This window comes from Prosthecobacter sp. (assembly GCF_044232965.1).
In the GTDB taxonomy this organism is placed as follows: Bacteria; Verrucomicrobiota; Verrucomicrobiia; order Verrucomicrobiales; family Verrucomicrobiaceae; genus Prosthecobacter.
Genome location: NZ_JBIIKX010000098.1, coordinates 1 through 18,614, shown reverse-complemented (window position 1 = coordinate 18,614; position 18,614 = coordinate 1). Strand labels below are relative to the sequence as shown.

General features: G+C 59.2%; 14 protein-coding genes. 7 read left to right on the top strand and 7 right to left on the bottom strand.

Annotated features, from left to right (window positions below):
* The 4 genes from ACILSI_RS24605 to ACILSI_RS24590 all read right to left on the bottom strand — a co-directional run.
* Positions 1 to 861 (bottom strand): DUF1501 domain-containing protein (locus ACILSI_RS24605; RefSeq protein WP_395724577.1); only part of this gene is annotated, 861 nt, incomplete at its 3' end.
* Positions 861 to 2,261: a DUF1501 domain-containing protein gene (locus ACILSI_RS24600; protein WP_395724576.1), complete on the bottom strand. Its 1,401-nt coding sequence runs from the start codon at positions 2,259 to 2,261 to the stop codon at positions 861 to 863. The genes ACILSI_RS24605 and ACILSI_RS24600, both read right to left, overlap by 1 nt.
* A gap of 5 nt (positions 2,262 to 2,266) precedes the next feature.
* Positions 2,267 to 5,947 carry a DUF1553 domain-containing protein gene (locus ACILSI_RS24595; protein ID WP_395724575.1) on the bottom strand — a complete coding sequence of 1,227 codons (3,681 nt, stop codon included), beginning with the start codon at positions 5,945 to 5,947 and terminating at the stop codon, positions 2,267 to 2,269.
* The gene (locus tag ACILSI_RS24590) at positions 5,944 to 6,729 is read right to left on the bottom strand and encodes an IclR family transcriptional regulator (RefSeq protein ID WP_395724574.1); all 786 of its coding nucleotides are present in this window, start codon (positions 6,727 to 6,729) and stop codon (positions 5,944 to 5,946) included. Before ACILSI_RS24590 ends, ACILSI_RS24595 begins: the two co-directional genes overlap by 4 nt.
* 104 nt (positions 6,730 to 6,833) lie before the next feature.
* On the opposite strand from ACILSI_RS24590, the gene queF reads away from it, so the two are divergent.
* Both queF and queC read left to right on the top strand, forming a co-directional pair.
* Entirely contained in the window at positions 6,834 to 7,265 is a 432-nt protein-coding gene (gene queF / locus ACILSI_RS24585; RefSeq protein ID WP_395724573.1) for a preQ(1) synthase, read from the top strand.
* Complete coding sequence (gene queC / locus ACILSI_RS24580; RefSeq protein WP_395724572.1) at positions 7,262 to 7,924, top strand: 7-cyano-7-deazaguanine synthase QueC; 663 nt, start codon at positions 7,262 to 7,264, stop codon at positions 7,922 to 7,924. Before queF ends, queC begins: the two co-directional genes overlap by 4 nt.
* Here queC and ACILSI_RS24575 read toward each other — a convergent pair.
* Positions 7,906 to 9,369 (bottom strand): sigma-54-dependent transcriptional regulator, encoded by a 1,464-nt coding sequence (locus ACILSI_RS24575; protein WP_395724571.1) that lies wholly within the window; start codon positions 9,367 to 9,369, stop codon positions 7,906 to 7,908. The genes queC and ACILSI_RS24575 overlap by 19 nt on opposite strands.
* 101 nt (positions 9,370 to 9,470) lie before the next feature.
* On the opposite strand from ACILSI_RS24575, the gene ACILSI_RS24570 reads away from it, so the two are divergent.
* The 5 genes from ACILSI_RS24570 to ACILSI_RS24550 all read left to right on the top strand — a co-directional run bounded on the left by ACILSI_RS24570 (position 9,471) and on the right by ACILSI_RS24550 (position 16,717).
* Positions 9,471 to 10,073 (top strand): TetR/AcrR family transcriptional regulator, encoded by a 603-nt coding sequence (locus ACILSI_RS24570; RefSeq protein ID WP_395724570.1) that lies wholly within the window; start codon positions 9,471 to 9,473, stop codon positions 10,071 to 10,073.
* A gap of 63 nt (positions 10,074 to 10,136) precedes the next feature.
* Positions 10,137 to 11,297 carry an efflux RND transporter periplasmic adaptor subunit gene (locus ACILSI_RS24565; protein WP_395724569.1) on the top strand — a complete coding sequence of 387 codons (1,161 nt, stop codon included), beginning with the start codon at positions 10,137 to 10,139 and terminating at the stop codon, positions 11,295 to 11,297.
* 15 nt (positions 11,298 to 11,312) lie between these two features.
* A complete protein-coding gene (locus tag ACILSI_RS24560; protein WP_395724568.1) occupies positions 11,313 to 14,492 on the top strand; it encodes an efflux RND transporter permease subunit in 3,180 nt (1,059 codons plus the stop codon).
* A gap of 7 nt (positions 14,493 to 14,499) precedes the next feature.
* Complete coding sequence (locus ACILSI_RS24555; protein ID WP_395724567.1) at positions 14,500 to 16,008, top strand: efflux transporter outer membrane subunit; 1,509 nt, start codon at positions 14,500 to 14,502, stop codon at positions 16,006 to 16,008.
* 61 nt (positions 16,009 to 16,069) lie between these two features.
* On the top strand, positions 16,070 to 16,717 hold the full coding sequence (locus ACILSI_RS24550; RefSeq protein ID WP_395724566.1) for a LysM peptidoglycan-binding domain-containing protein: 648 nt from the start codon (positions 16,070 to 16,072) through the stop codon (positions 16,715 to 16,717).
* Positions 16,718 to 16,737: 20 nt separating this feature from the next.
* On the opposite strand, the gene ACILSI_RS24545 is transcribed toward ACILSI_RS24550, so the two are convergent.
* Together ACILSI_RS24545 and ACILSI_RS24540 are read right to left on the bottom strand one after the other, a co-directional pair.
* Complete coding sequence (locus ACILSI_RS24545; RefSeq protein WP_395724565.1) at positions 16,738 to 17,733, bottom strand: hypothetical protein; 996 nt, start codon at positions 17,731 to 17,733, stop codon at positions 16,738 to 16,740.
* A 91-nt stretch (positions 17,734 to 17,824) separates the two neighbouring features.
* Positions 17,825 to 18,614: c-type cytochrome (locus ACILSI_RS24540; RefSeq protein WP_395724564.1), on the bottom strand; the 790-nt coding region annotated here is incomplete at its 5' end.

Sequence of the window (18,614 nt, the reverse complement as noted above, 5' to 3'; positions counted from 1 at the left end):
AGTCTGGTCGATGCCGTAGAGCTTTTGGGTTGCGTCGGATTCGCCGGAGAGGTCGCAGAGCTCGGGGACGGCGGATTGCATGCGCCAGGCGAGTTCGTAGTTCGCGATGGCGGCTTCCACATGCGTGTCGTGCTGCGTGGTGGCGGCAAAGCGCTTGTCCATCGCGCTGATGAAGTCGAGGCGCTTGCGTTGCGTGGCGAATGGCTCCTGCGGGCGGATGTTTTTCACCGCTTCGGCTTCATCGACCTTGATGATGGAGGCTTGATGCTGGGCGGGAAGGTATCCGCTGCTGAACAAGCCGACGCCGCCATGCGGCACGCTGGCACCGCCACTTTGCAGCACGATGTAGCCCGGAAGATCACGCGACTCGGTGCCGAGGCCGTAGCTGGCCCACGCTCCGGCACTGGGGTAGCCGACGAAGGGAAAGCCGCTGTGCATGAAGAAATTGCCCTGCGCATGCTCGCTGAACTTCGCCGTCATGCTGCGTATCACGCACAGCTCGTCCGCCACCGTGGCCATGTGCGGAAAGAGGTCGCTCACTGGCATGCCGCACTGGCCGTGGCGCTTGTAGGCCCAATGCGCGGGTTGGACGGTGCCGTTGTTGTTGAACTGCGTCTTCTTCACCTCACCGGGCATCGGCTTGCCCGCGAATTTTTCGAGCAGCGGCTTCGGATCAAACGAGTCAATGTGCGACACGCCGCCGCTCATGTAGCAAAAGATCACGCTGCGTGCCTTCGGTGCAAAACGCTTCGCCCGATGAATTATCGGCGTCTCTGCTTGCATCAATCCCGCCAACGCCGCCATCCCAAAGCCCGTGGAGGCGCTGGTGAGCATTTGACGGCGTGAGAGCAAGGTATTCATCACGCGATGATGTCCCGCAGCACGTTGCCATGCACATCGGTGAGCCGCAGGTCGCGGCCACTGAAGCGGTAGGTGAGTTGTTCGTGGTCGATGCCCATTTGGTGGAGGACGGTAGCCCAGAGGTCATAGACGGTGCAGACGTTCTCGGTGGCGTTGTAGCCGAATTCATCGGTGGAGCCATAGACGTGGCCGCCTTTGATGCCGCCACCAGCCATCCATACGGTGAAGCCGTAGGGGTTGTGGTCACGGCCGTTGTTGCCTTGAGCGAAGGGCGTGCGGCCGAATTCGCCGGCCCAGACGAGCAGGGTACTGTCGAGCAGGCCGCGTGAGCGGAGGTCTTTGATGAGCGCGGCGATGGGTTGATCGATCTGGTTGGCCATCTTGCCGTGGCCTTCTTTGATCGCACCGTGATGATCCCATGGATTGGCTCCGTTGCCGCCGCCGAGGTTGTAGGCGAGCGTGCTGAGTTCAATGAAGCGCACGCCGCGTTCGACGAGTCGCCGGGCAAGTAGGCACTGGCGGGCGTAGGCGGCTTTTTTTGGCTCGGGATCATCGAGGCCGTAGAGTTTCTTCGTTGCTTCGGTCTCGCCGGAGATGTCACAGAGGTCGGGCACGGCGGATTGCATGCGCCAGGCCATCTCGTAGTTCGAAATGGCCGCCTCGACGTGCATGTCGTGCTGCGTGGTGCTGGCGAAGCGCTTGTCCATCGCGCCGATGAAGTCGAGTTGCTTGCGCTGCATGTCCTGCGGCTGACGTGGGCGGATATTCGTGACCGCTTCGGCTTCATCGGCCTTCACGACGCTGGCTTGATGCTGTGCGGGCAGAAAGCCATTGCTGAAAAGACCGACGCCGCCATGCGGTGTGGCCGCGCCGCCGCTTTGCAGCACGACATAGCCGGGGAGGTCACGTGACTCGGTGCCGAGGCCATAGCTCGTCCACGCTCCGGCGCTGGGATTACCAAGAAAGGGAAAGCCGGTGTGCATGAAGAAGTTTCCCTGCGCATGCTCGCTGAACTTCGCGGTCATGCTGCGGATCATGCAGAGGTCATCCGCCACGCCGCCGATCTGTGGAAAGAGATCGCTCACTTCAAGGCCCGATTGTCCGTAGCGTTTGAAGTCCCAGTGCGAGGGCTGAACGGTGCCGTTGTTGTTGAACTGCGTCTTCTTGACGGCTCCCGGCATCGGCTTGCCCTCGAACTTCTTGAGCATCGGCTTGTGATCGAACGAATCGACATGCGACACGCCACCGCTCATGTAGAGGAAGATCACGCTGCGTGCCTTCGGCGCGAAGCGCTTGGCTCGATTCACGAGCGCGGCTTGGGATTCTTCCTGCATGAGACCTGCCAAAGCGGCCATGCCGAAGCCGGTGGAAGCGCGGGAGAAGAGATGGCGACGATTCATGATATTCATTGCAGGTAGATGAACTCCTTCAGGTTAATGAGGCTCTGCGCGAGGCTTGCCCAAGCTTGAAGCACAGGATCAGTGCCAGCGGCGGTGCTGCGGGTGGATTCGAGAGTCTTGGTGAGGAGATCGCGTTGCGATTGAAGGCGCGTGAACTGAGTGCGCTGGTCATTCGATAGGGCGGCGAGGATGTCAGCTTCGGTGATGGTGGTGGATTCGATGCGGGCGGTCTTGGCGATGTCTTCGGGCGTCAAAGCGCGGTCGTAGAGGCGGGCGCGGAAGATGCGACCTGCGAGGCCTTTGTTGCCGGTAGGAGAGCCGTGGCGGCAGCCGAGGAGGATTTGGCTGGCTTCGGTTTCAAAGACGGCGGCGGGGGCTTTGCGGTAGGTGATGCCGTAGGGTTTGCCATCGCGGTAGCCGCTGATGGTGCCATCGGATTGATAGACGACGGCGATGTGCACAGGGCGTGTGGCGGCCTCGATTTCGGCGGTGCCTTCGAAGAGTTCGCTGCGCTCGAAGAAGTTGCTGCCTGCGACCCAGTGGGCGGGTGTTTTTTCGGCGAAGACGATGGAGTCGAAGAGGACGCCGTCCTTGCCCTGCATGGTGAGCACGCCACCGCCGCGCTGGGTGAGGTTGTCGAGCATGACCCAGGCTTCGAGGGTCTTGGCGGTGAGTTTTTTCGGCAACGATCCGGATTTGGCCATGGATTTGCCATCGAGAATGAGGGTCCCGTTTTCGATGCGGGCTGCGCCGACGAGTTCGAGGTTCATGCGCCCTTTGGTATCGCTCAAATCCTTGTCGAAGGTCCATTCAGCGAGGGCTTCAGGCAGGTCGGTGGACGCGGCGGGGAGTTTGCGCTCGGCTTGGAGCTTCGTGCGTGCGGGATCGAGAATCGCCGTGATCTGGCGGTTCAAAGCGGAGATTTTTTCTTCCTGCTTGGCGAGTTTGCGGGCTTGCTCGCTGCTTTCCTGCTGAAGAGTGGCGAGGTAGGCGAGGCTTTGCTTCACTTCGTCGTCGCTGGCATCGCGGGAGTAGGCTTGGCGGAACATTTGACGAACGCGAACTTCATCTTTGGCATCGGCGCTGCGTAAAGCCCAACTGCGTGACCAGTCGATGACTTTGCTGTCATTGAGAAGCGTAAGGGACTGCGCGGGGACGTTGGTGGTGTCGCGCTTGCCACGGGCACTGAAAGGGACGGGCAGGTCAAAGGTGGTGAGAAACGGATCGAGGGCGTTGCGGATGACTTTGACGTAGATGCTGCGTCGTGGATCGCCACTGCCGACGGATTCGCCATAGAGTGTGGTGTCGAGCTTGCCGGACAGAGTCACGATGGAATCGCGAATGGCCTCGGCTTCGAGGCGACGCATGCTCCAGTGGCTGAGGAGTTTGTTCTCCGGGTCTTTTTGCGTGCTGAGTTCCGAGGACTGAGCGCTTCTCTGAAATGCCTTCGACGACACCATGAGCTTCACCATCTCTTTGATGCTGCCGCCGCTGTCGATGAAACGCTGGGCGAGGAAATCGAGCAACTCAGGGTGCGTGGGCAGATCGCCGAGCTTGCCGAAATTATCGGTCGTGGCGACGATGCCGCGCCCGAAGATGTGATGCCAGAGACGGTTCACGATGACGCGGGCGGTGAGCGGGTTGTTTTTCATGTCTGCCATGCGCTCGGCGAGTTCGAGGCGACCGCTGCCGCTGGTGTTGAAGGGGGTGGGATCGAGCGCGTCGAGGAATCGGCGTGGGATGATTTCGGCGGGCTGTTTGTGGTCACCACGGACGAATAGCGCAGCATTTTTGGCATCGGCTTCGATCACGCCGGGAACGCGAGTTGGCGCGGGGAGTTTGGCTTCGAGGTCATGGTAGCGTTTGATCAGCACGGCGGCGACTTTCGTCGAAAGCTTGCTGGATTGAATCAGTTGGTTGAGCGCTTCGGCTTGAGCATCAGTCAGCGTATCGTTCTGCCAGGCTGTGATCAATTGATGTGGCGAAGCGGTGGAGGGTTTTGGCGAGACGGGAGGCGTTTTGTCCTTTGTGATGGCGACATCAGTCAGGCCGAACCACGAGCGCCCATCTTTGAACTCGGCTGGCAGGTCGGCGGCGGTGGTGATTTGGAGGAAGATCTCGTCGCCCTTCCAGAAATCGAGATCGAGTGAGCGCCAGTTGAGTTGTTCGTCCTTGGTGTCCTTGAGTTCGGCGGCCTTGTGAATGGTGCCGGTGCGCGGGTAGTTCTGGACGACGTATTTGGCTTTCACCCCGCCATTTCCAGCCGTGCGGAACCACAACGATCCGCCGGGATTCTCAAAGCGTTTCGAGTAGAGAACGGCACGGTCTCGTGAGCTGATGAGGTCGGAAAAATAGCCGCCGGGGTAAATGCGCATGCCGTCTTCCGTGATGGCGAATTCACCCGCCTTGGTCTTGGTCATGCCTTGCGTGAGCCATTCGAAATTTCCAAGCCCTGGTGAGTCACGGGGCGGATCCGCCTGAGTGGGGGCAGGTGGATTCGATTTGAGCCAATCGGCGATGAGCGTGGTTTTGATCTGCGTTTTGAGCTGCTTCAATTCGGCACGAATGGCATCGCCGGTGCCGGGAGCATTCACGTCGATGACGGCTGGGTGCGTGCTGGTGAAGATGCCGTAGAGGGCGTAGAAGTCGGCCTGAGAGATGGCGTCGAACTTGTGGTTGTGGCAGCGGGCACAGCTCACGGTGAGCGCCTGGAAGGCCTTCGTCACCGTGTCGATCTGGTTGTCGGTGAAGGTGACCATCTCATCGAGTGAATCGACCGGCGAGAAGCCGTGCAGCACCATGCGAAGCTGCGCGATGCCGATCGCGCTTTCGTTGATGCCGTTCTTGATGCGTGGCTTCGGCAGCAGCTCGCCAGCGATAGCTTCTTTGACGAGTTGAGGATACGGAACGTCGTCGTTGAAGGCGCGGATGAGGTAGTCACGGTATTGGTAAGCGTAAGGGATCTGGGGATCGCCTTCGGAGCCGTAGCTTTCGGCGTAGCGCACCCAGTCCATGAAGTGGCGGGCCCATTTCTCGCCAAAGGCGGGGGATGCGAGGAGTTGATCGATGGATTGATTTCCACTCGGAGGAAGTCCGGTGAGGATGTAGCTCATGCGACGATGAAGCGTCTGCGCATCGGCCTGTGGCGCAGCGGGAATGCCTTGCTTGGTGAGTTCGGCATCGATGAAGTCGTCGATGGTTTTGCTCGAAGGCTGTTTCGAGATGGGTAGGAAGGCCCACCACTGCTTGCGGCGTTCGAGGATGGTCTTCCAATCGGTTTCTTTGGCGACCTGCTCTTTGGAAGGTGGAGCATCGCGTGGATCAGCGGCACCGTCGCGAATCCAGCGCTCGAAGTCGGCGATGACCTTATCATCGAGCTTCGCACCGGCTTTGGGCATCTTGAGATCTTCGTGCTCGTGCTTGATCGTTTGAACCAACAAGGATGAAGCGGGATCGCCGGGCTTGATGACATCGCCGGATTCACCGCCGGCTTGCCAGCCGACACGGGAATCGAGCACAAGGCCGCCTTTCTTCTTCGTGGCGGTGCTGTGGCACTCATAGCACTCCTGCGCGAGGATCGGGCGAATCTTCGACTCGAAGAACTCGATCTGTTGAGGCGTTGGAGCTGCCAAGATTTTGCCGCAGAGGAGCAGAGAGGCGGAGAAGCGGAGGAGATGTTTTTTCATGCCAGGAGCCTCCGGGTGATGTTTTCAGCGGCTTCGATGCATAAACGACCGGCTTTTTCAAATTGGTCGCGCTTCAGGCGAAAGGAGGGGGACATGACGGTGATGGCGGCGACGGGATAATGGTATTCATCAAGCACCGCAGCAGCGACGCAGTGGATGCCTTCGAGACCCTCGGCGATGTCGGTGGAGAAGCCTCGCTTGCGGGTTTTGGCGAGATCGGCCTCCAAGGCGCTGCGCGTAGCGATAGTCGTTGGGGTGTATTGTTTGAGCTTCACGTTCGCGAAGAACTTGTCGAGTTCAGCAGGCGGCAGATGCGCGAGGAAGGCTTTGCCCGGAGCACAAGAATATATGGGCACTTGCAGACCGACGGTGCTGCTGACTTTGATCGGCTGGGAGGAGATGCACTGCTCCAGCACGGTCATTTTGTGGTTCACGCTGGTGAGTAACTGCGTGGTTTCGCCAGATTCATCGCGCAACCATTTGAGCGACTCCAAGGCGCAAACGACGAGGCTTTTCTCGCGCACTTGAGGGCGAGAGAGATCGAAAAGTTTGTTTGTGAGCACGAAGCGCTTGTCGTCCTCACGGCGCTGGAGGTAGCCACGATTGTGCAGCGTGCCGGTGATGCGGAAGACAGAGTTTACCGGTAGATCGAGCTCACGCGCGATCTCGGTAAGGCTCAAGCCAGCGCGGTGCTGACCGAGGAGTTCCAGGATGGCGAGCGTGCGCTCGGTGCCTGGAGCGAGGGTGTCTTCGGTGGGAAGGATGGGGGCTTCTTTGAGCATTCTAAATTTAGAAACGATTCTGGATTTGGAAAACTATCGAGTAATCTTGGCCTGACGGCTCATCGCATTTGCAATCCGGCCTCTCTCCCGCATTCTGGACCAACATGAGCCAGGAAAATGACCTCACATTGCTCGGAAAATCGGAAAACCGCCTGCCGGCATCGCCGGATGTGGCGGTGCTGGAGACGTTCCCCAACCGCACGCCGGGACGTAACTACCGTATCCATTTAAGCGCCCCGGAATTCAGCTCGATCTGCCCGGTGACTGGCCAACCGGACTCGGCGCATCTCGAAATCTACTACATCCCCGACGCGAAGTGCGTGGAGACGAAGTCGCTGAAATTTTATCTAGCCTCGTATCGCAATCACGCGGCCTTCAATGAGGCGATCGTGAACCGTGTGCTCGATGACATCGTGAAAGCCTGTGCGCCGAAGCAGATCGTGGTGCGCGGTAAATTTGGCGCACGTGGCGGCATCCAGCTCACCTGTGAGGCCCGGTTCCCTGACATCGACGAAACGCTGCGTCTGCCGGAATGAAGACACTCGTTTTGCTCTCTGGCGGAATGGACTCGGTGACGGCGCTGCATTGGGCACGAGCGGAGCATGAGGTCGTGGGCGCGGTGAGCTTTGATTACGGTGCGAAGCACAATCATCGCGAGATCCCGCTGGCGGCATGGCATTGCGCACAAAACGGCGTGAAGCACGACATCATCGGCCTGGACTTCGTGAACCGGCTCTTTGCATCAGACTTGCTCAAAAGCGGCGGCGAGATTCCGGACGGACACTATGCACATGAAACCATGAAGCAGACGGTCGTGCCGTTCCGCAACGGCATCATGCTTGCCATCGCGTGTGGTCTTGCGGAGAGCCGTGAGGCTGAGTCGCTTGTCATTGCAGCGCATGCGGGCGATCACGCGATCTATCCCGACTGCCGTGAGTCTTTCATGCAGAGCATGGCGGCTGCGATGTGCGAGGGAACGTATGCGCGCATTGAATTGCTGCGCCCTTTCATCCACCTCGACAAAGCAGGCATCGCGAAGCTCGGCGCATCTCTTAATGTCGATTATGGCAAAACATGGTCGTGCTACAAAGGTGGCGATTTGCACTGTGGGAAGTGCGGGACGTGCGTGGAGCGCATCGAGGCCTTTGCGCTCGCGGGATTGGATGATCCGACGATTTACGGCGCGGGCGCTTGAGCCTCGGGCTGCACACGTCGGCGATGCGTGCGGACCATGTTCAAGTCCTTGAGCTTGCGTTGAAGCGTGCGGCGGCTCATGCCGAGCATCTCGGCGGCGACGGTGCGGTTGTTGCCGCTGCGCTGGAGGGCTTGGAGAATGAGCTGGTGCTCGACTTCGGTGATGTCGAGATCGCTCTTGGGTTTGATAGACGAATCGGTGGGCAGAGCCGATGCCGCGTCTTTGGTGGGTATTAAAGAAGGCGCGCGCAGGCCGATGCCGAGGCCGTGCGGGTTGAGCAGGTAGGACGGCAGGTGTTTGAGCATCACGCGGTTGCTGTTGCTCATGACGATGCCGTGCTCGATGGCGGCGCGGAGTTCGCGGATGTTGCCGGGCCAGTCGTATTTCATCATCGCTGGCAGGGCGTCCTCGCCGAGCGGCTTGAAGGCCTTGCCGTTGGTTTTGGCGAGTTCCTTGAGGAAATGATCGGCCAGCACGGGGATGTCGCCTTTGCGAACGCGCAGCGGTGGAAGCTGGATAGTGACGACGCGCAGACGCCAGTAGAGGTCTTCGCGGAATTTGCCTTCCTCGACCATCTTCGCGAGATCGCGATTCGTGGCGGCGATAACACGGACGTTGATCTGGATCGGCTTGCTGCTGCCGACACGTTCGATGGTCTGCTCCCCGAGAGCGCGGAGCAGTTTGACCTGCGTGGAGGCGTCGATCTCGCCGATTTCATCAAGGAACAACGTGCCGCCATTCGCCTGCTCGAAGCGACCGATGCGGCGCTCCTGAGCGCCGGTAAAAGAGCCTTTTTCATGGCCGAACAGTTCGCTTTCGAGGATCTGCGGCGAGAGCGCGGCACAATGCACGGACACGATGTTCGCTTTCGGCCGACCACTGAGATTGTGAATGGCGCGGGCGACGAGTTCTTTGCCGGTGCCGCTTTCGCCTTCGATCAAAACGGTGGCACGTGACGGAGCGACCTGCTGGATGGTTTCGATGATGGGCTTCATCACCTCGGACTGGCCGAGGATGCCTTCGATGGAGAATTTTTGCTCGACCTGCTGCTTCAACGCCACGTTCTCATGCTCCAGCGTGCGGCTGCGGAGCGCTCTTTTGATGAGAATCTCCACTTCATCGAGATTGAGAGGCTTGGTGACGAAATGGTAGGCACCACGGCGCATCGCCTCCACGGCAGTGTCCACGCTGCCGTAGGCGGTCATCATGATGCACACGGGTGGCTTCGGCAGGGCCAGGGCGGCATCGAGGAGTTTCATGCCGTTGTCCTCGCCGAGACGAAGGTCGGTGAGCATGACGTCGATGCGGTCGTTCTGGAGGTATTCCATCGCTTCGGCCGCGTTGGAGGCGACGTAGCAGTCGAATTCGTCCTCCAACGAGAGGCGCAAGCCATCTCGGGTGTGCTTTTCGTCATCGACGATGAGGACGGTGGCTTGGTCGTTCATGAGTGAAGGAATGGCACATAATGGAGGGTTCGTTGCGGTTCGGCAATCGCCGAGGTGGAAAAATTGTTGACCGATCGTCTAGTTAGCGCTTTAGAGCCCGCATGGGACGCACCTCCGACGCCAAAGAACGCCTGCTTGAAGCTGTGATCGAATTGATCTGGACCGGCAGTTACGGGAGCACGTCGGTGGATCAGATCTGCGAACGGGCAGGTGTCAAAAAGGGCAGTTTTTACCACTTCTTTGAGTCAAAGACGGAACTGGCCGTGGCAGGTATCGAACATGGCTGGATCGAGCATCGCAAGCAGCTCGACCAGACCTTCTCACCGGTCATTCCGCCCTTGGAACGCATCTGGCGCTGCTTTCGCGAATTTCGTGAAGAACAGGAGGAAATGCAGGCAAAACACCACCGTGTGCTCGGCTGCCCAATCCACTCTCTGGGGGCGGAAATCAGCACGGTGGATGACAAACTGCGCGACACGCTCCAGGAGATCCTTTCCCAGTTCATCCGCTACTACGAGAGCGCCATTCGCGATGCGCATTATCAAGGCATCATCGAGGCTCCCGACGCGCCTGCCCTGGCACGAATCCTGTTTGCCTATGGCGAGGGGTTGCTCCTCCACGCCCGCATTTGGAACGATCTGAGCCACCTGAACGAGATGGAGGCCGGAGCTCGCCGCATCCTGGGCGTCAAAGCCAACGAATAGTCCTTCTTTTGCGTTCAAATTAACCAACTGGTCAACTTTCCCACCCCAAAACCAACGCGCCCCGTGAAACCGCAACACCTATTCCCTCTCGTCCTGCTCCTCGCAGCCTGTGGCAAACCGCCTGCGGGCGGTGCCCATGGCGGCATGCAGATGCCACCGGCACCGGTGACCCTCGCACAGGTCGAGCAGCGAGAACTCGTCGAGTGGGAGGAGTTCACGGGGCGCGTCGAGGCGGTGGAGACCGTTGAGTTGAAGCCCCGCGTGTCCGGCTACATCACCGAGGTCCACTTCCAGGCCGGAGCGCTCGTCAAAAAAGGCGACCTTCTCTTCACCATCGACCAACGCCCGTTCGAGACCAAACTTCGCGCTGCCAAAGCCGAGGTGACGCGTGCCGATGCGAATGCCCATGCCATGGAGAGCGAATTCAAACGCGTGGGCGAACTTCTGGAGAAGAAGGCCATCGCGCCCGAACAGGGGGAGGCGAAGGAATCTGCCTATCTTCAAGCGAAGGCGGCACTGGAATCCGCCAAGGCCGCCGAGCACAGCGCGGAGATCGAGTTCGAGCACAGCACCGTCGAGGCACCGATCAGCGGCCGCATCAGCCGCACGATGACGACCACGGGCAATTTTGTCACCTCCGGCACCACGCTCCTGACCACCATTGTCACTGTCGATCCCGTCTATGTGTATGCCGACATCGACGAAAACAGCCTGCTCAAGCTCCAGGCACTGCAACGCGACAAAACGACCTTCACCAATGGCGACGGTCGCATGCCGGTGGAACTCCAGCTCTCCAATGAAAAGGATTTCCCGCACAAGGGCCACGTCGAGTCCTTCGACAACCGCCTTGACGCCGGCACCGGCAGCATGGTGCTCCGCGTCGAGTTTTCGAACACCGACGGCAAGCTCACGCCGGGCCTCTTTGCCCGCATCCGTCTGCCGATGACCGGCCAATACCAAGCCCTGCTCGTTGATGAAAAAAGCATCCTCACCGATCAGGCGAACAAGTATGTGCTCGGCATCGATGAATCGAAGCAGCCTGCCATTTCCGTCTATAAGCCCGTCTCCATCGGCCCTGCCATTGACGGCAAGCGCATCGTCCGCACCGGACTCAAAGCGGGCGACAAGATCATTATCAATGGTCAGGCCCGTCTGCCGATGCCTGGGATGCCCGTCGCGCCGGTGGAGGCCACTGCCACCCCGAAAGAAACGGCCTCGAAGTAAGCCCCCGGCACGACCATGAACTTCTCTTCGTTCTTCATTACCCGCCCCATCTTCGCGGGCGTCTTGTCGCTGCTCATTTTCATCCTGGGCAGCATATCGATGTTCCAGCTTCCGATTTCGGAATACCCGGAGGTCGTGCCACCGACGGTCATCGTCACGGCGACGTATCCGGGCGCGAATCCGAAGACCATCGCTGAAACCGTGGCCTCGCCGCTGGAGCAGACGGTCAACGGGTTGGAAAACATGCTCTACATGTCTTCCCAGAGCACGGCGAACGGCGTCATGATCCTCACCGTGACCTTCAAGATCGGAACGGACCTCGATTTGGCGCAGGTGCAGGTGCAAAACCGCGTCTCGCAGGTGCTGCCGAAGCTTCCCGAGGAAGTTCGTCGTTATGGGGTGACCACCGTGAAGTCCTCGCCGGACATGACGCTCGTGGTGCACCTGCTTTCGCCCAATGACCGCTACGACGAGATCTATCTACGCAACTACGCCACGCTGAATGTGAAGGATGAACTCTCCCGCCTGAATGGCGTGGGCCAGGTGCAGATCTTCGGCGGCGGTGAATATGCCATGCGCATTTGGATCGACCCTGACAAGGCTGCCGCACGCGGATTGACCGCCAGCGATATCGTGAACGCCATTCGCGAGCAAAACATCCAGGTTGCCGCTGGTGCCATCGGCCAGCAGCCGGTGAAGGGCGCACCGTTTGAACTCACCGTGAATGCGAAGGGCCGACTCATCACCGAGGAGGAGTTTGAGCAGATCATCGTCAAAACAGGACCGCATGGCGAAAAGCTGCGCCTGCGTGATGTCGCCCGCGCCGAGATGGGCAGCGGCGAATATGCGCTGCGCAGCCTGCTAAATAACAAAAAAGCCGTCGGCATGGGCGTCTTCCAGCTTCCAGGCTCGAACGCACTTGCGGTCTCGCAGGCTGTGCGGGCACGCATGGCCGAGTTGAAGACGAAAATGCCCGAAGGCGTCGATTACGCTATCGCTTACGACCCGACGGTGTTCGTCGATAAATCCATCGACGCCGTCATTCACACGCTCATCGAGGCCATCCTGCTTGTGGTGCTGGTGGTGGTCATTTTCCTGCAAACGTGGCGTGCCTCCATCATTCCGCTCGCGGCGGTGCCTGTATCGCTCGTCGGCACGTTTGCCGTGATGCACGCGCTGGGCTTCTCGATCAACAATCTGAGCCTTTTCGGCCTCGTTTTGGCCATCGGCATCGTCGTCGATGATGCCATCGTCGTCGTTGAAAACGTCGAGCGAAACATCCGCAACGGCCTCAGACCGCTGGAAGCCACCCATCAGGCCATGAAGGAGGTCACGGGCCCCATCATCGCCACCGCGCTCGTGCTATGCGCCGTATTCATCCCCACCGCCTTTATCAGCGGCCTCAGCGGGCAGTTTTACAAGCAGTTCGCCGTGACCATCGCCATCTCGACGGTCATTTCGGCCATCAATTCTCTCACGCTTTCACCTGCACTGTCCGCCTTGCTGCTCAAAGGCCATCACGACAAAAAAGACCTCATCACGAAGGCGATGGATCTGCTGCTCGGCTGGTTCTTCCGGCCCTTCAATCGCTTCTTCGAGTGGTCGTCGAATGTGTATGTCGGCATCGTGAAGCGCGCCATCCGCTTCAGCATCATCGCACTCATGATCTATGGCGGACTTGTGTGGGCCACATGGCGCGGCTTCCAAATCGTGCCGGAAGGTTTCGTGCCTGCGCAGGACAAAGCGTATCTGATTGGCTTTGCGCAGCTTCCAGAAGGCTCGTCACTTGATCGCACAGATGCCGTGATGCGCCGCATGTCCGAGATCGCGATGAAACAGCCCGGCGTGAAGGACGCCATCGCCTTCCCCGGTCTCAGCATTCACGGATTCAGCGCCAGTCCTAACAGCGGCATTGTTTTCGTTGGTCTGGATGACTTTGACGAACGCAAGACGCCCGACCTCAACAGCGGAGCCATCGCCGGTGCCCTTAACGGCCAGTTCATGAGCATTCAGGACGCCATGGTGGTCATGTTCCCGCCACCGCCTGTGAACGGCATCGGCACCACTGGCGGCTTCAAGATGATGATCGAAGACCGAGGCAATCGCGGCTACGCGGAGCTTTACAAGACTGTGACGGCTCTCACCGGCGCGGCGATGGGCTCGGGCAACTTCGGCATGACCTACACCGGCTACACCGTGAACGTTCCGCAGATCGAAGCCGATGTGGACCGTGAAAAAGCAAAGTCGCAGGGCGTGCCGCTCGCGAACCTCTACGAGACGCTGCAAATCAACCTCGGCAGCCTGTATGTGAACGACTTCAACCGCTTTGGCCGCACGTATCAGGTCGTCGCGCAGGCCGAGCAGCAGTTCCGCGATGAGGTGGGCGACATCACCCGGCTGAAAACGCGCAACACAGCCGGTGAGATGGTGTCCATCGGCTCGCTCGTGAAAGTGAATGAGAGCTTCGGCCCCGACCGCGTCTTCCACTACAACGGCTATCTCGCCGCCGACCTCAGCGGCTCAGCCCTGCCGGGCATCAGCTCCGGCCAGGGCGAGGATTTGATCGCCAGCCTGGTCAAAGAGAAGATGCCGGGTGGATTCGAGTTCGAGTGGACCGATCTGACCTTCCAAAAGATCATCGCGGGCAACACCGCCATCTACATCTACCCGCTGTGCATCCTGCTCGTCTTCATGGTGCTCGCCGCGCAGTATGAGAGCCTGCGGCTGCCGCTCGCCATCATTTTGATCGTGCCGCTGTGCCTGCTCTTCGCCCTCGCCGGGGTGCATCTCACCGGGGGCGACAACAACATCTTCACGCAGATCGGTTTCATCGTGCTGATCGGCCTCGCCTGCAAAAACGCCATCCTCATCGTCGAATTCGCCAAGGAAAAAAGCGACCACGGCAAAAGCCCTCTCGAAGCCGCCCTCGAAGCCTGCCGCCTGCGCCTGCGCCCCATTTTGATGACCTCCATCGCCTTCATCGCCGGTGTGTATCCCCTCGTCGTCTCCACGGGTGCCGGTGCCGAAATGCGCCGCGCCATGGGCACCGCCGTCTTCAGCGGCATGATCGGCGTGACTTTCCTCGGCCTGTTCTTCACGCCCGTGTTCTATGTGCTCGTCATGAAACTTGGCCGCAAAAAGAAACCCGAGGCCGCCGCTGAACTGCCCGCCGCCGCCATTCCAACTCCTCATTGATCCTGTCATGCGCACTTTGCTTTTTCTCATCCTCGCATCAACTGCCCTGGCTCAAATCGGTCCGAACTACGAGCGTCCCGTCACGGCGACCTCGCCCAAGTTCAAGGGCGTGACCTGGCGTGCCGCGTCGCCCTCCGCGCATCTGCCGAAAGGCGAATGGTGGAAGGTCTTCAACGACTCACGCCTCAACAACCTCGTGGCCGCCGCCACGGCCAACAATCAGCAGCTCAAGGGAGCGATTGCGCGTTTTGATCAGGCGCGTGCCGCAGCCCGCATGTCGCGTGGCGATTTCTTTCCGTCCATCAGCCTGCCACTCACTGCTGAGACGCAGCAGACCTCGGAGAACATGCCCTCCCCCTTCCCGCTGAACGGCCTGCGCTACGACGGCCCGGCCTACAACGCGCCACTCGATTTCAGTTGGGAACTTGATCTTTGGGGCAAACTCCGTCGTCAGGCCGAGGGAACCCGCGCGGAGGCCGCCGCCGCCGCAGATGCGATGCACAACGTGTTGCTTGGCATCCAGGCCGAGGTGGCGATCACCTACTTCAAACTCCGCACGCTCGACAACGAGATGCGCATCGTGCGCGAGGCCGTCGGCTGGCGCAATGAAGCGCTGAAAATCGCCAGCGCCCGCGTGCAGGCAGGCGCGGGCAGCGAATTGGAGCAGGCGCAGGCCGAAACGGAAGTCGCCACCGCCGAGGCGGAGATTTCATCGCTCCAAGCACAGCGCGATCAGCTCGAAAACGTGCTCGCCATCCTGATTGGTACCAGCGCGTCGAGCTTTCGTGTGCCTGCATCGATGGGAACGCTTTCCGCGCCTCCCAGCGTGCCTGCGGGCGTGCCGAGTGACTTGCTGGAGCGTCGTCCTGACATCTCGCAGGCCGAGCGCGTGCTCGAAGCCGCCACCGCCAGGATCGGCGTCGCCAAATCGCACTTTTTCCCCAGCGTGAAGCTGATGGGGCGCGGCGGATTCCAGAGCGGAGACATCGACATCCTGTTTGAGCCGACCTCGCTCATGTGGAGCATGGGGCCGAGCATCAGTGTGCCGCTGTTCTCAGGAAACAAGAACCGCTGGAACCTCACCAAATCAAAAGCCGCGCATGACGAGGCTCTCGCAGGTTATCGCCAGGCATTTCTTGCCGCTTTGGCCGATGTGGAGACCAGCTTGTCCTCGATTCGCAATCTCAGCACGCAGGCCGGTTCCCAGCAACGCGCCCGCACCAGTGCTGAAAAGGCCGCGCAACTCGCCAAAACCCGCTACGAGGCCGGAACGAGCCCGTATCTCGATGTGATCGAGGCCAATCGCACGACTTTGGCGACTCAACGCGCCACCGCGCAGATCGCCGGACAGCGCCTGATTGCGACCGTCGGATTGATGAAGGCTCTGGGCGGTGGTTGGGATCAGAAGATGCCGACAGCGGTGCCTGCGATGACGCCTGACCCTGCGGCGAAGAACACGGATCAAGAGAAGCCTGGTTTCTTCTCGAAGGTGAAGGGGTTGTTCAGCAAAGATTGACCGCCCCCCAGGATGAAAATCATGGTTGGCTTTCTCAAGCCGGTCGGTCATGATTTCGCCCATGGCCCAATACACCGTTCAACCTGGCGACAATCCCTCCAAAATCGCGAAGTCTTTCGGGATGACGCTCCCGCAGTTTCAGAAGCTTAACCCCGGACTTGTCGAATGGGGTTCGGGAAACTGGAAAGTTTTGTTTCCGGGTCAGATCGTGAATGTCAGCGGTGTCGTGACCGGAATGCCGCCGGAAACCGTGGCCGCCGCGCCAACCAGTTTCGCCGCGCCGCCGCCATGGATGCAGATCGCCATCATGGAGCAGGGCGTGCAGGAGTGGGCGAACGGCGACAATCCGCGCATCCTCGAATACCTGCGCAGTTGCGGCATCAGCGGCAATCTTCTGCACGATGAGACGGCCTGGTGCGCTGCTTTTGTGAACTGGTGCGTGCTGCGCTCCGGCTACCAGCCCAAGGGCAGCGCCAAGGTCTCCGACTGGTGGAGCTGGGGCCGCCCGGTGGCCGCGACCTATGGCGCGATCTGCATTTTGCAGCCACTCACCACCGATCAAGCTAGCAGCGGCCACATCGGCTTCCTGCACGCGCAGGACGCCACGAATGTCTGGCTGCTCAGCGGAAACTCGAAGAACCAGGTGCGCATCTCAGCGTATCCGAAGAACAAGCTGATTCACAACGCGCCGTATCGTTGGGCGTTCTGAAGCTTAATGAACTGCTTGGCTCACTTCTCCGATGGCAAACCTGTTGATGGTTGTGACTTCTGAGGTGTTGCTTTACCAGAAGATGCAGGATGAGTGCTTTTTGTTGAGTCAAAAATATACAAAGATGCTCGCGCTTGATTCACAAGGTGTTCCCAGGGATCTCCAACAGCCTCAGCAGTATCAACGTGTGTGCCATTTGAGAATATGGTCGGTGAGATTTCGAGGAGGCCCGCCTTCTCTCCTGTCAGTAAACTGAATCCACTCTTCATTCGGCCATTGGTTGGATCAATTTCTTTGATGATAAATCCGTCTTTGTAAGCTGTGATGACTGCTTTGCTGGTTCCGTCTATAAGACCGTAGTGTCTCAGTGAGCGTGCCGTTTTAAATCCAAGCCCTTGAGGTATCAGTAGGCCAACAATAACAAGGGCTACAAGTATAAGGTGGATGGCTTCTTGAAAGCGGGGTTTACGAATGCTCTGGTCCGAAGAGATTTCAGGGGATCGTCGAAGAGAGGTGGCTTTTTTTCGTTTCTTGGACATTAGCACTTTGCGCATTATCCAAGCAAGGATTGGCATGATGAGGCACATCAACAAAACTGTGAATGTTCCCCACACAAGGAGCGCAAACTCTCCAGTGAGCGCGAACAGCAAGACGACGAACAGCAGTAAGATCTTTAAAAGTTCAAATACTGCTTTTAGCCGACTCATTTTCTCTGGCATCTCCGAAAAGATGTTTTCAATCGTCACAATGAAAATCCATGCAAAGGCAGCCCAGGTGAGTTGAGCTGCCGCTGCTCGCAAGCAATCATCTAGATCGACACTGACATATTGTTCGGGTATCCCGTAGTAACTGAAAAATCCCTTCTTGAAGGAGAATGCGCTTAGATAGCTGATGGCGGTGAGCGCGATCAAAATAAAGCCGTCTCCGAAGATGCTTTGCATTTTGCGCATCCAAATCGGCTTTTCTTCTCCTGGCTTGGGACTTTCGTTTCCTGCGGCAGAATTGGAATCGCTCATGAAGTGAACGATTTTAGAGGGATGTCATTATGTCAACTCAGTTGGTTGCGCAGCAAATTCTCAAATTGGGATCGGAAAGACAACGCGGTCATCACTTCCCCGCGCGCAGATACGCCGTGATGTCGGCCACGTCCTGGGCGCTGAGGCCGAGCTGGGTGGCGCTGAGCATCATGCTGCTGGTGAGCTTGCCTCGGCTCTTGAGGCGGGATTTGGCGATGTATTGACTCACGCCGCCCATGCTGCGCACAATCATGATGTCGCCTTCGGTGAGGAGCATGCCGTGGATCTTGGTGCCGTCCTTGAGAAGGAATTCCTGGCCGTCGTAGCCGTGGGCGATGTCCTTGCTCGGCTCGATCAAGGCCTGCGCGACGATCTCCGTGGGCTGGCCGCGGCCCCAGCCGTCGAGATTGGGGCCGAACTCGACCCCCTGGCCGTTGATCTGGTGGCACATGACACAGCGGGTGACGAGTTGCGCGCCGTTCTTGGGGTTGCCGTTGAGTTTGAGCACCTCCTCGACTTTCACCGTGCTGGGAATGGCGGGCGGGGTGACGATCTCGACGAGCTTGGCGTTTTCAGGATCGAAGATGCCTTCTTTTTTGAGCTCCTCGGCGATGCCAAAGGTGCTCCACTCGTCGGTGCTGCGTTTGATGAGCCACCACATGGCGCTCTCATGAATCGGTGAGGACTTGTCCTTGGCGATGGCGAGCACGGCCTTCGCGGCCATGGCATCAGGGATGAAGGCGAGGGTGTCGAGCGCGAGCTTGCGCTGCTCGGGCGTGAATTTGTCACTGGAGGCGCGCTTTTGCAGTTCAGGCACTGCGGCGACGGGGTGAAGGCGCCAAGTGAGGTGTGCGAAGCCCTCGCTCCAATCGCCTTCGGAT